Here is a 13,252-nt window from a genome sequence, read left to right as displayed (position 1 = left end):
ATCTGGGCCGGCTCAGCTCGGCAAATGGACTAAATATGTGTACGTGCAGTGCGGGATCATCGCCGAATCAGAGCACATAATCAATCAATGAGGAGTGAGAATGGCTGCAAGAGACACGAACTCGTGGGAGACTGCGATCTCGAAAATCGAGCCACACGACGTGATAATCCGAGGCGAGCGGATGAGTGAGCTCATCGGCAACGCTTCATTCGCCGAGGTGGCGTACCTGATCCTGTCTGGCAAGCGCGCAACCTACGGGCAAGCGAGAGTTCTTGAAGCTCTCCTCATCTCGGTCATGGATCACAGCATCGCGCCATCGAGCACGGTCGCCAGGCTTCTGGCATCGTACGGTGTTCCCATCCAGGCGGCCATCGCAGGCGGCGCATTGACCTTCGGAGATATCCAGGGCGGTGCTGGTCAGGAGCTGGCACGGAACCTCAGCGCAATCGTCCAGCGGGTCGCAGCAGAGGGCGATGTCACCGACGAGGCGCTGCGGAACGCGGCCAAAGAGCTGGTCGCCGACAGTAGGGCGCGTCGGGTACCGCTCGACGGGTTTGGTCACCCGCAGCACGATCCTGATTTTAGGACGCCCATCCTGCTGGAATTGGCCAAGAAAGAGGGTGTCTTCTCTCATCACTCCGCTTTGCTCAGCCACCTCGAGGACGCGCTTGCCGAGGCAATCGGGCGTAGAGTCGGGGCAAATATCGATGGTGCTTCTGCTGCCCTCCTTCTCGATCTTGGGCTCAAACCGGATGTGGCGCGAGTCCTTATCGTGACGCCTCGCACTGTCGGCCTCGCCGCACATTACCTGGAGGAGATTGAGCAGGGTAACACATGGCGGCACGTTCCCGTTGAGCAGGTCAAATACACTGGCGTGCTGCCAGAAGAGTTGTGATAGGGCCGTGAAGGGTACGGATACGGTCAAACCGCTGTCGGGAGTAACCGTTGTTGATTTGACACAATTAATGGCGGGGCCGTCAGCGACGATGTTGCTCGGCGATATGGGGGCTGAGGTCATCAAAATTGAGCAGCTCGAGGGTGAGCTGTCTCGGCGACTCGGCACTTCGGTGAAGTCGCTCTTCTTGGCGAACAACCGCAACAAGCGATCGATGGCGATGGACCTCAAGCACCCCCAGGCGAGGGAGATCGTGCGCGAGCTGGTCGCACGAAGCGACATCTTTGTTCAGGGTTTCAGTCCCGGGGCAATGGATCGACTAGGCCTAGGGTACGAGGATCTGATAAAGGTTCAACCGCGCCTCGTGTATGCGTCGTTGTCCGGCTTTGGAACCTCGGACAGGGGGATCAGCCGGAAGGGAGTCGATGCGGTGGTCCAGGCTGAGACAGGGATCATGGCCGCGACGGGGGAACTGAATGGCTCTCCGATGAAGGTTGGCTTTCAAGTGGTGGACGCAGCGGCGGGCCTGGCGCTCGCGCAAGGAATATTGGCATCGCTGCGGTTGCGAGACATGACTGGTGAACCTCAGTACCTGAGTACCTCGCTTTACCAGGTGAGTGCCTTTCTCCAGGCCCACTATTTCGTGGAGGCTTCCATCACGGGTGCCGAGGTGTCAAGAATAGGCAACACAGGCGGGACGCTGGCCTATCCCACTGACCTGTTCGTGACGGCCGATCGGGGATATGTCCAGGTTGCCGCGTATTTGCCGGAGCAGTGGCGGCTGCTGTGCGCAACCATCGAGAGAGCGGATCTTGTGGAGGACCCGCGTTTCGCCGACGTATCCGCGAGGGTGCAGAATCAGGCACTACTGCGGACCGAATTGCAGAATGCCTTCAGTACTCGTTCGAGGGATGAGTGGACCTCCCGGTTCCGCGCCAGTGGCATCGTGGCCGGCCCTGTGCTGAGCCATGGTGAGGTCATGCGTAGTGAGGAAGCGAGCCGCACCAACTGTTTCGTCGATGGTGAGTTCGATGGCCAGGCGTATAAGAGCGTGCGCATCCCTATCACGTCCGCACCATACGAGAAGAACCTAGTCTCAGCTCCTCGCCTAGGAGCCGACACCGAGGCCATTCTCGAGGAGCTCGGTTACACCGAAGAGCAAATTTTGGCGCTCCGCGAGGCGGGGACAACCGTCGCTCGCTGACTATTGATCCTCTTCGGAAGGCATCCCGTCCACGTAGACGTAGAAGTGGACTCAACAGAAGAGTTGTTGAGACGAACTCTGACTAGACAGACGATCAGCCGCCTTGGGATTTACAGGGCGACGGGCTATCAGCGTGACGTCGCGGCAGGAGCGCGCGACGAGATTCGGTGCTGCATCGTGCAGCGTAATGCTAGAAAGGTAGTGGAACATGGGTGTTCTTGAAGGTCGCGTTGCGATTGTTACCGGTGCTGGGCAGGGGCTCGGGCGCGAGCACGCGTTGCTGTTTGCCGCAGAAGGGGCTCTGGTCGTGGTAAACGACGTCGGCAGATCGACATCCGGTTCGGGCTCGAGCCTTGCTCAAAGCGTGGTTGACGAAATCACGGCGTCGGGTGGGCAGGCGATAGCGAACACCGACAGTGTCAGCGACTGGGACGGTGCGCAGCGATTGATCGAGACGGCCGTAAAGCACTTCGGTGACTTGCACGTCGTGGTCAATAATGCAGGGATCCTTCGCGACCGGATGCTGGTCAACATGACAGAGGAAGAGTTCGACACGGTCATCAACGTCAACCTCAAGGGAACGTTTGCGGTGAGTCATTTCGCCGCGGGGTACTGGCGCGAGCAGTCGAAGCTGGGGATAGACGCAGATCGGGCTATCATCAATACCTCGTCGGGGGCAGGGATGCAGCCAGGTATCGGGCAGACCAACTACGCTGCCGCGAAGGCGGGTATCGCAGCAATGACGCAGGTCGCGTCGAAGGAACTGAAGCGGGTCGGTGTGCGGGTCAACGGCATCGCGCCGTTCGCGCGGACTCAAACCACCCAGGCGACGCCGGGGCTAGTCGAACGCCTCGCTGAAGCCGAGTCGCGCAACGGCTTTGACCCATATCATCCCAGCAATGTATCTCCGCTGGTGGCCTATCTAGCGTCGAGCCAATGCCTCATGACGGGCCACATGTTCCGCGTCGTTGGCGACTTTATCGGTGTGTATGAGGGGTGGCACCTCGTCGACTCCTTCGAGAACGGTCAGCGATGGGAAGTCCCCGGCATAGCACAGGCACTGGCCGACGTTCCCTCCGAACCTGTGGCAGACGCACCCAAGATGCCCTCCTAGGTGCGTGCATGAGCCCGCGAGGCATCAATCGAGGTGCGTTTCCTGTGAAGAGAACTCCCCGGAAGAGGACAGGAAAAAGGTGATTGCAGTGCCAGAGCCGCACGTCTTTCTTACCCGTCCATTGTCCGAACGGGTGATGCGGTGCGCCCGGGGGTGGATACCCGCCGAATTTCGAGTGCATGCCGATGTGGACGGCCCCCCGGGTCGGGGGTCGCTCCTCGCGGGCTGCCGCGGCGCTTCAGGCATCATCGCAATGCTGACCGAGAAAATCGACGAGGAAGTGCTGGAGGCAGCAGGTTCACAGCTTAGGGTCGTCGCCAATGTCGCCGTTGGCTTCGACAACATTGATGTGCAAGCCGCAGCTCGACGAGGGGTCATCGTCACCAACACACCGGGAGTGCTTGACGAGGCCACCGCTGACCTCACACTCGCGCTGATCCTTTCAACCGCGAGACGGGTGGTCGAAGCGGACAGGTTTGTGCGCTCAGGACGGCCATGGATTTGGGGTCCGCAGAGTTTCGTGGGTCTCGACGTCAGCGGCGGTGCCACCCTGGGAATAGTAGGCCTCGGACGCATCGGGATGGCGACAGCGCGTCGCGCTCATGCTTTCGGTATGAAACTCCTCGCCACCGGCAGCCGAGCTACGTCGCAGGAGGCCGTCAGCCTCGGGATTGAGGCGGTAAATCTCGAACAGCTCCTCGCGCGCAGCGACGTGGTCTCCCTGCACTGTCCCCTGACTCGGGAGACCCGGCAGCTCATAGGTGCCGAGGAGCTCGCCACGATGAGGAAGGGAAGCTATCTCATCAATACCGCTCGCGGTCCTCTCGTCGATGAGGAGTCCCTCGCCGATGCCCTTGAGAGCGGCCACTTAGCGGGTGCGGGTCTCGACGTGCACGAGTATGAGCCGCAGGTCAATGAGCGGCTGCGTCGGATGGAGCAGGTTGTGGTTCTGCCGCATATCGGCAGCGCCGGCGCTGCGACCCGCGATGCAATGGGGACCATGGCGGTGAAAAACGGTTCTGCGGTGCTTCTCGGACGACCGCCCCTGACTCCGGTTGTATTGTGAAGGCGAGAACGTGCGGGCTCTTCGGGGTTAAATAGGGCAAACAAGTGGATGGTGTCGGACGTGTCATGATCGTCCAGCCCATCCGCTTCTTGTCCAGAGACCTACTTCGGCGTTGAGTCGGGTGTGGTAAAGGGCTGGTCCGTCGGATTCTTCGGGGATCGTTGTGGCGATGAAGTTCATTTGAATGTGGAATAGGCAGCGTTCCTGTTAGTCCGAAGGTACGTTGGCCCCATTGGCCGGGTTCCGTTGCGTCCCCAGCCGAGTTGCCGCCCAGACCCAAGCGATCGGGATGCCCGCACTGCTTGCCTAAAGGGCTGAGCGCCGAGATCGCCAAAATCGAGGCTCTCACCGACAAGCCGTACGCCATCAACTTGTTGCTTACAGATTCGCTGCCAATGGAAGATGACTCGGCTTGCGCACCGGTGCGGGAGCTGTGGGCAAGTTGTCCGACGACGATCGTGGGAAGGGCCGGGGTCGAGGCGCTTTTGACGCAAGGGCCGTACCCGGTCAGGTTGAGATCGTCCTCGACAGAGCTCCTGCTGCCGTGAACTTGACCTTCGCGGCGCCGCACTGGTTCATGAAGGAGTGCAAGAAGCGCGGAACCGCGAAGATCGCGCTGGTCGGTTCGGTGGGCAAGGCGCGAGTATGCAGACCCTGGCGTCGACTTCATCGATCGTCGACGCCAGCGTCTGCCCGTGCTCGCTGCCGGTGGTATCGCAGATCCGCGTGGGTTCGCTGTCGGCCTGGGACGCGGGGCCTGTGGTGCCTGGCTCGGAACTCGATTCATCGCAACACCGGAGGCCTACGGACACGACGCGTTCAAGCAGCGCGTGATCGACGGTCGCTTCCAAGGCGCGGCGGTCACCTTCTCGTGTAGCGGTAAGCGCATGCGAGCCTTCTGCAGACGCATGGCTGCACAGGCCGAGGAGATCCTCAGTGGTTTCAGCAATCGAGCCGGTTAGGCTACGGCTCCCGAAATGACGAGAGACGGAGCCAGGATGGCTGAGGTAGATACCACGCGCGCCCCGAGTGTCTACGAACCTACCGAGACATTGTTGGCACGTATCCGACCTAGTTGGCACTGGTCGACGACGAGGCGATATGACCTACGAACGACTCATCGCAGTTGCCGGCGAGCGCTCCGAACAGCTCACTCGTTCCAGCGTGACGGAAGGCGCATGAGTCGCACCGTCGTGGACAGCTCTGCGCTCTATGTGGCCACGGTACTCGCGATCTGGAAGTTGCGCGCGGTGCTCGTCACCGTGTACTCGTCCTCCTCTGGAAACTTATGCCGAAGTGCGGCCCCTCATGTCTGAGGACCGGACCCTCATCAGTCTCTCCAAGGCATGGCTTTACGGTCTTGCCAGCACACTTCTGGCTGTGCTGTAGGGGGGCGAATCCGTCGTCGCCCGGCGAGCGAAGCCAGAAGTCCTTGCCGAGCTTGCAAGTCGGCACCAGGTCACATTCATTGCAGGCGTGATGGCTATCTACGCCAAGTTGACCCATCATGGGCCTCAGGACGACGTTCGTGAAGCATTCTCCAGGCTCAGACGGACAATCTCAGGAGGCGAACCCAGGAACGAAGCGGTGTTCGACGGCTGGAAGCGCCTCACGGGGAGCGCAGTCCTCGACGCCTACCGCGCGTCTGAATGCATCCCTCTGGTCGGAAAAGTCGCCCCAAGGCAGAAGTTTCGCGTGGTGGACTCTGAGGGCAATGATGTGCCAGCCGGAGAAGTCGGCGAGGCTCTCGCGGGTGGCTGCCTTCGAGGGTGTGTCGGCGAGGGGTGTCTCGACTCGTGATCTAGAGGGCGACGCATCGACGACCGAGTTCGTGTCCGACGTCTCTAGTAGTTATCGGTCGGAGTGAAGGGCAGGAAGCCTTACATGGACATGTCAACCATTGCGGCCGCATGGTACCGTCGCATCAAACCGGAGATCTACCGCAGAATCGGTCGTCAGTGACTAATTTCGTTCGATAGCCCGTTTGGCCATCGGGCGACGTCATCGCTGGCATCGGCTGTCTTCCGCGGGGTAAGAATGCCGCACGTGGCTGCGGAAATTGTTTGCTGTTTGTTCGGTTGGCCGTTCCGAGAATGTCACAAAATTGAGGTTATGGCTGCCCGAGTCGCCATCAGCATCGTGGTGACACTTATAGCTCGACGCCCTGTTCGGAAACTTTCCAATGTTCAGAGGGGGGCGTCCAAGACGATCATGAGACATGGGCCACACCGTCAGGGATAGCGCCACCTTCACGACGAAGGTCAGCCGAATTCAATGCTTTCGTGAAGATGGCCAAATCCCCGCGGTAGTGGATGTCGGAAAGATCCACATTGCACACCGAAGTGGCAAGAGCCTCGAATGTTACACAGCGCAAACCCTGAACTAAATGATGACCGTCAAGAGATGGTTGGACCGAATGGTTGAGCGCGGATGCGCGCGACCACGGATGACAGTAGAGAAGGTACTATGCAAGTCCTGAAGCAAGGTCGGACGATTGGAAAGGTACGCCGCGGTAGACGGCTCGCAGCGGGCTTGATCGCCGTGGTGCTTGGAGTGGCGGCCCTCACCGCGTGCAGCAGCAGCGGCGGCTCCTCGTCAGGGTCGGTGTCCGACACACTCACCGTCGCACTCCCTATCGATTCGCCCACGAGCTTTGAGCTGACGCAGCAATGTTCGAGCCCGATGTTCCAACTGGCCTACGAACCGCTAATTCGAATCACGAAGGACGGCGGCTACGAGCCCGGGATTGCTGAATCATGGCAGTACGCAAGCGACAACACGGTCTTCACGATGAAGATCCGCAGCGGGGTCAAGTTCGCAGACGGAACAGACGTGACGCGTGATTCGGTGCTGAACACGCTGAACTACTACGAGTCGGTACCCGGGCTCAATGACGGCTTCATTAAGCCGTGGAAAATCGCCGCGGTCGGTACGGACTCCGTCGCGATCACGTCGCCCGCACCGTTCACCGGTATGGAGTCGATCCTGTCGGACAGCGGTAACTGCAACAACGGCATGATCATCAGCGCTGCTGGGCTCGCCAACCCCGACAAGCTGAAGACTGCGACGTTCGGCGCGGGACCCTATGTCTACGACGCAGCGCAAAGCCAGAACGGCGACCACTACACGTATACGCCGAACCCGCTGTACTACGACAAATCGCGCCAGAACTACAAGAAAATCATTTTGCGTGTGATCGCAGACCAGAACACGGCGATGAACGCGCTGGCCTCCGGACAGATCCAAGTGAACATGACGGGTGGCGCCCAGCTGGCCGATCAGGCCAAGTCGAAGGGTTTCGACAGCACCGTAGGACGAGTGCAAGCAACGACCATTATGCTGTGGGACAGGGCAGGCGAGCTTACCCCCGAACTCGGCGATGTGCGCGTGCGGCGTGCCATGGCAATGGCCTTGGATCGCGACTCGATCGCCAAGGCCGTCGGAACCGCGATCACTACCCAGGACCAGTTCATCGGCGCCGGTTTCCCCGGCCACGACGACAACCTGCCCTCGAAGTACACCTACGACGTCGACCAGGCTAAGAAGCTGTTGGCCGACGCCGGCCACCCCGACGGTTTCTCGATGACTCTCGAAGTGAACAGCGACGACCCTGACGCGACCATCGCAGTGAACGCCGCAGCGGCACAACTCGCCAAGATCGGCATCAAGCTCGACCTGAAGTCGCTCCCGAACTCGTCGTTCTTCACAGACTTCGCGGCTAAGAAGTACTCCGCCGGCGCTGTTTCGTACGGGCTGTACGGCACGCTCCCGAACGAAGCGTACCGGCTGTACAAGCTGCCTTACTCCGCCGTATGGAACCCGTTCGCTTCAACCGATCCGGATCTCGATAAGGCGTACGACGCGCTGAACGCCTCCACAAAAGATACCTTCGAGGCGAACGCGAAGCAGTTCAACGACACGATGACGGCTAAGGCCTGGTACATTCCGATCGTGTCGGTTCCCCAATTCATCTACTCCAAGGGCATTGACGTCGGAAAGCGCGATCCCATGGGTCAGTTCGCCATCTCGGCGTGGACTGCAAAGAAGTAGTTGGTTTGGCGCTGCGGCTCCGTCACCGGGGGCCGCAGCGCCACTCACCCGAGAGCACCTCGACTCGCGTTGAAGCGCTCTCGTGATGTGATATTCAAGGAGAGATCATGCTAGGTGTCGTCATACGACGATTAATTGTGGCGGTTCCGCTGATGGGAGTGATCTCATTCATCGTCTTCATGCTGAGTTCGCTCGCGGGCGGGAGCGTCGGGCAGGCCATCCTTGGCCCTACCGCTTCCGCGGCGTCTGTCGCTGCTCTCAATGCGAAACTCGGGGCCGACCGGCCAGTACTCGTGCAATACGTTGATTGGCTCCGCCACGCAATTACCGGCGACTTGGGTTTGTCAGTCGTCTCTGGTGTGCCAGTGGCCGATACCATCGCATCTCGAATTCCGGTAACGATGTCACTGGCCGTGGGGGCCTTGCTCCTCGTCATCATCCTCGGTGTGACGTCCGGCGCGATCGCTGCCATTCGCGGGGGTGTCACCGGACGGTTGGCGGAGGTGCTCGCCGTCCTCGGTCGAGGCCTCCCCAGCTTCTGGCTCGCATTGATCGCCGTTCTCGTATTCGGCGTGAACCTCGCCTGGTTGCCCGTCTCCGGATACGTGCCCTTCGCTGATTCCCCATCGGGATGGATCCAATCGCTGATTCTGCCTGTTGTCGTCCTCGGCGTCTCGGAAATCGCGTTGGTCGCGGTCGTCACAAGAGCCGAGATGTTGTCCGCGATGCGCAGTGACTACGTCCGCAGTCTCCGGGCGAACGGCTATCCGTGGAAGCGGATCGTGTTCAAGCACGTTGCGAAGAATGCCGCTGGGCCTGTGCTGACCATGGTCAGCCTGGTGTTCGTCAGCCTGATCGGCGGCACTATCCTCATGGAACAAATCTTCGGCATGCCCGGTCTCGGCACTCTGATGGTGAGCGCCACCACCAAGCACGACCTGCAAGTCATCCAGGGTCTGGCGGTCTTCTACACGGCAATGGTCGTCGTGGTATTCCTCTTGACCGATATCGCTTCAGGATACCTAAACGCGAAGGCGAGGGCGCGATGAGCGCAGTCATTGAAGGTGCAGCAACCCAAGAACAGTCTCGTCGGGCGGCGGAACGCGGGGCCGGTTTCCTCCCGCGTCTCGTCAGACAACCCATCGCCGTCGCATGCAGCCTCATTCTCCTCGTGGTCGTCTTGGCCTGCGTATTCGCCGAGTGGGTCTCGCCCTACGGGCCTCTCGACCAGGATTTGCAGAACACGGCCGCAGGGCCAAGCGCGAGCCACCTGCTCGGAACTGACCAGCTCGGCCGCGACATCCTGTCGAGGCTGCTCCACGGTGGCCAGGTCACCCTGTTGGGAATCGTGCAGGCAGTGGTGGTGTGCGCCGTTATCGGACTGTTCCTCGGTCTGACCGCGGGTACACTCGGTGGGTGGGTCGAAACGGTCGCCATGCGACTGTGCGACTTGCTGCTCGCTGTACCGGGATTGGTGATGCTGCTGGTCATTCTCGGCATTTATGGGAACAACGAAGCCGCGGCCATGATCACACTGGGTGTGATCATGGCTCCGACACTGGCCCGAGTGGTGTATTCAGCCACGATCGCCGTTCGTGAGGAGCTCTACGTCGCCAGCGCGCGGGTGGCCGGACTGACGAGTTTCCAGATCATGCGCCGCCACATCCTTTCGGGCGTGACCGGGCCGGCGCTGACGCAGATCAGTATTGTGGCCGCGGTGGCGTGCATCGCCGAAGCAGGAATCGGCTACCTCGGACTCGGCGTTGCGCCTCCCGCACCGAGCTGGGGAAACCTGGTGACAGACGCCCAGAACATGATGCCTATCAGTGCATGGATGCTCGTACCAACCGGTGGCATCATCGCAGTCGTCACTCTGAGCCTCACGCTTCTAGGAAACGGCATCCGTGATGCCTATATGGGCCGGTCGAGCGGTTCGTCGAAGGCTTTCAGCTGGCGCGCGCTCGCTGTAACGGTCTCCCAAGCTGCGTCTCCGGCAGGCGGAGGAGCCGCACCCCTGGGGCAGGAATCGATATTGAGCGTGAAGGGCATGACGATCAGATTGCCGCGGGGCTCGAGCGAAGTCACGGTCGTCGACGACGTCAACTTCGATGTGGCGCCGGGAGAGGCAGTCGCGATCGTCGGCGAGTCCGGTTGTGGAAAGTCGATGACCATCTCGGGAGTGCTTCGTGTGCTTCCCATGGGTGCCCACGTGGCAGCCGCCTCGATCGCGTTCAAAGGCGCGGAATTGACCTCGCTAAGCGAGCACGAGATGAACGCCTACCGGGGAACGGGCATCGGGTTCATCTCGCAGGAGCCGATCTCCAGCTTGAATCCCGCATTCACGGTCGGACATCAACTGGAAGAGGCGGTCAGGTTGCATCGGGGTGTCGGCAAGGGCGAGGCACGTCAGATCGCCAGGGAGCTCATGGTCCGTGTGCGGCTGCCTGAGCCGGATGCGGTGGCCAAGAAATATCCGCACGAACTCTCGGGCGGTATGGCGCAACGCATCGCCATCGCGCGGGCGCTAGCCGGGGAACCAGAACTCCTGATCGCCGATGAGCCCACAACTGCTCTCGATGTCTCGGTGCAGTGTGAGATTCTCGACCTGCTCAGAGACCTGCGCGAGCAGACTGGGATGGCGCTGATCCTGGTCACCCACGACTGGGGAGTCGTGGCAGAGGCCTGTGATCGCGCGCTTGTGATGTACGCCGGGCAGGTCGTCGAGAGCGCGGACGTGCGATCGATCATCGCCCACCCTGCGCACCCATATACTCGGGCACTGTTGCAGTCATCGTCAGTCGGTATTGCTCCACGTCAACTCCTGCCGGTAATCGCTGGCACCGTGCCGGTGCCGGGTTCCTGGCCGCACGGGTGCCGGTTCGCAAGCCGGTGTGAGCTGGCGGAGGACGCCTGTCGCACGGGGCCCATTCCGATGGTGACGCTCGACGAAGGCTCAGCTGCGCGATGTATCCGTACCGACGTGGATGAATTGGTGAGAACATGAGCTCGTTGCTAGAAGTCCGGGACCTGACGGTGATGTACCGGGGACGAGGTCGCCGGAAAGACAAGGTGGCTCTCGAGGGAGTCAGTGTCAGCCTTAATGAGGGAGAAACCCTCGGGCTGGTCGGGGAATCCGGTTCGGGCAAGTCGACTCTGGGAAACACGGTGCTCGGGCTCGTGAAGCCGGAGAGAGGGACAATTCGCTTCGACGGCAGTGACATCGCTGGTTTCACCGGCGCGGCGCGTCGCAAGCTGAGCACCCAGATCCAGGCCGTCTTCCAGGATCCGTACACCTCGTTCAACCCGCATCGAACAATCGAACAGAGCATGGGCGAGACTTTGGCGAATTCGCCGCCGATGTCGCGGGGGGAGACGCGGGCGCGGGTCGTCGCCATGCTGGATCGTGTGGGCCTCGATAGCTCGGCGCTGTCGAAGTTCCCCGCTCAATTCTCTGGTGGACAGCGACAGCGCATTTCGATCGCGCGAGCGCTCCTCCCCGAGCCGAGGCTCGTCGTATGTGACGAGTCAGTCTCCGCACTCGACCTGTCGGTGCAAGCTCAGATCCTCAACCTGCTCCTGGAACTACAACGCGAGCGCGGAGTGGCCTACCTGTTCATCACCCACGACCTTTCTGTCGTGCGACACATGAGCACACGCATCGCTGTACTCGAGCACGGCAAACTCATCGAGCAGGGCGACGCCGCGGGAGTGACCGACGAGCCTTCTCAGCCGTACACCCGCCGACTCATTTCGGCGTCGTTGAGTGCCGATTCTGAGTTGCAACGAGACCGCCGATCAACCCGTAGGGCAATGACACGGCTCGCTGCGGATGCGACCGGTGACCGCAGCAAGCGGGCTGACGAGGTTCTCCGAACACTTGAACATCAAGCTGTGACCGAGGTGTTCGCCCAACCTGTTCCTCAGTCTCGAGCGTTGGCGCTTCCGCTTTCCCGGGGCATTGCGGGAGTCGCCGATGTCGACGGCGTCACCGCGCTCAGGGCGGCTGTTCTCGAGCTGGCGCCCCGGACCGCTGAGGCCATGACCCCCGCAGCAATGTTAACTCTCGTCCAAGAGGCGCGAGCGAGAAAGTGCAGCGCCCTCATCTCCCGTGGGCAGGCCGGCGTGCTGTACGGACGAATCCGAGATCTGGCGGTTGCCATCGAAACAGGCGATCGAGCACGCGCACTAGAGCTCGTCGGTTCATTCGACGAGCCGCTCGAGCCGAGGCCTCGTTCAAACGGAGCCAGGGCCGGAGCGCACACGATCGAAAGCCAAGGATGAACGAAGAAAGTGTCGCCGTGATCTCGTCAGTGATCGCCCAGCCGTCCGTGAAGGTCGAGTTGGACGTTCCCGCGCGGATGCTCCCTCGGGCAGATGTGTACCGACCTTCGAGAGACGGGCCGAGGCCGGCCCTGGTCGCCCGCACGCCGTACACCAAGTCCGGCGCACCTGGAAAGCCTGTGGAACGGTTTCTCGCCGACCGAGGTTGCCCGCCAGGGCTTCATGATGGTGATCCAAGACGTGCGTAGACGCTATGCATATGACGGCGCCTTGGAGCCGCTGCGCCACGATGGTCACGATGCTGACACTATCGCGTGGGCCGCGGAGCTTCGTGGCTCTTACGGTCGCGTTCGTATGCTCGGCGGCAGCTACTGCGGCCACACAGTGGCGGGCAGCGATCGAGCAGCCACCCGCGTTGAAGGCGTTGACGCCGTTGATGACATGGGCTGAACCGACCGAAGCCCTCGTCGCCCGGGGTGGCGCTGCGCAGTTTTCGGGGATCGTAGGATTGGCCATGGCTGCGGCGTCCGACTGGTGTCACGTCAAGGTCTGACTTAGGAGGAGGTGGCCAATCGCTCGGCTGCGCTCATCAAAGATCTCGACAACCTCGAAGCGGACGGACAGCTGATATGTAGATTCCGT

10 protein-coding genes and 1 pseudogene are annotated in these 13,252 nt (G+C 61.1%); all 11 read left to right on the top strand.

The window, feature by feature from the left end; all coding sequences use genetic code 11:
* The first annotated feature begins 181 nt into the window (after nucleotides 1-181).
* Nucleotides 182-895: a citrate/2-methylcitrate synthase gene (locus J7I84_RS18810; protein WP_214946051.1), complete on the top strand. Its 714-nt coding sequence runs from the start codon at nucleotides 182-184 to the stop codon at nucleotides 893-895.
* A gap of 7 nt (nucleotides 896-902) precedes the next feature.
* A complete protein-coding gene (locus J7I84_RS18805) occupies nucleotides 903-2,099 on the top strand; it encodes a CaiB/BaiF CoA-transferase family protein (protein WP_214946050.1) in 1,197 nt (398 codons plus the stop codon).
* Between the two features lie 208 nt (nucleotides 2,100-2,307).
* Nucleotides 2,308-3,213: an SDR family oxidoreductase gene (locus J7I84_RS18800; RefSeq protein ID WP_214946049.1), complete on the top strand. Its 906-nt coding sequence runs from the start codon at nucleotides 2,308-2,310 to the stop codon at nucleotides 3,211-3,213.
* A gap of 136 nt (nucleotides 3,214-3,349) precedes the next feature.
* Nucleotides 3,350-4,279 (top strand): D-glycerate dehydrogenase, encoded by a 930-nt coding sequence (locus tag J7I84_RS18795; protein WP_285291248.1) that lies wholly within the window; start codon nucleotides 3,350-3,352, stop codon nucleotides 4,277-4,279.
* A gap of 695 nt (nucleotides 4,280-4,974) precedes the next feature.
* Nucleotides 4,975-5,241 carry a nitronate monooxygenase gene (locus J7I84_RS22090; protein ID WP_214946047.1) on the top strand — a complete coding sequence of 89 codons (267 nt, stop codon included), beginning with the start codon at nucleotides 4,975-4,977 and terminating at the stop codon, nucleotides 5,239-5,241.
* 439 nt (nucleotides 5,242-5,680) lie between these two features.
* Nucleotides 5,681-6,079, top strand: a pseudogene (locus J7I84_RS22085) (AMP-binding protein); the annotation flags it as partial.
* Nucleotides 6,080-6,745: 666 nt separating this feature from the next.
* Nucleotides 6,746-8,329: an ABC transporter substrate-binding protein gene (locus J7I84_RS18780; protein WP_214946046.1), complete on the top strand. Its 1,584-nt coding sequence runs from the start codon at nucleotides 6,746-6,748 to the stop codon at nucleotides 8,327-8,329.
* A gap of 107 nt (nucleotides 8,330-8,436) precedes the next feature.
* A complete protein-coding gene (locus J7I84_RS18775) occupies nucleotides 8,437-9,378 on the top strand; it encodes an ABC transporter permease (RefSeq protein WP_214946045.1) in 942 nt (313 codons plus the stop codon).
* Nucleotides 9,375-11,333, top strand: a complete 1,959-nt coding sequence (locus tag J7I84_RS18770) for a dipeptide/oligopeptide/nickel ABC transporter permease/ATP-binding protein (RefSeq protein WP_214946044.1) — start codon at nucleotides 9,375-9,377, stop codon at nucleotides 11,331-11,333. Before J7I84_RS18775 ends, J7I84_RS18770 begins: the two co-directional genes overlap by 4 nt.
* Nucleotides 11,330-12,610 (top strand): ATP-binding cassette domain-containing protein, encoded by a 1,281-nt coding sequence (locus J7I84_RS18765; protein WP_214946043.1) that lies wholly within the window; start codon nucleotides 11,330-11,332, stop codon nucleotides 12,608-12,610. Before J7I84_RS18770 ends, J7I84_RS18765 begins: the two co-directional genes overlap by 4 nt.
* Nucleotides 12,611-12,703: 93 nt before the next feature.
* Nucleotides 12,704-13,060 (top strand): CocE/NonD family hydrolase, encoded by a 357-nt coding sequence (locus J7I84_RS21835; protein WP_285291246.1) that lies wholly within the window; start codon nucleotides 12,704-12,706, stop codon nucleotides 13,058-13,060.
* The last annotated feature ends 192 nt before the right edge of the window (nucleotides 13,061-13,252 follow it).

Origin of the sequence: Arthrobacter sp. ISL-85, assembly GCF_018613675.1 — a bacterium.
In the GTDB taxonomy this organism is placed as follows: Bacteria; Actinomycetota; Actinomycetes; order Actinomycetales; family Micrococcaceae; genus Arthrobacter.
This window is presented reverse-complemented; position numbering and strand designations above follow the sequence as displayed.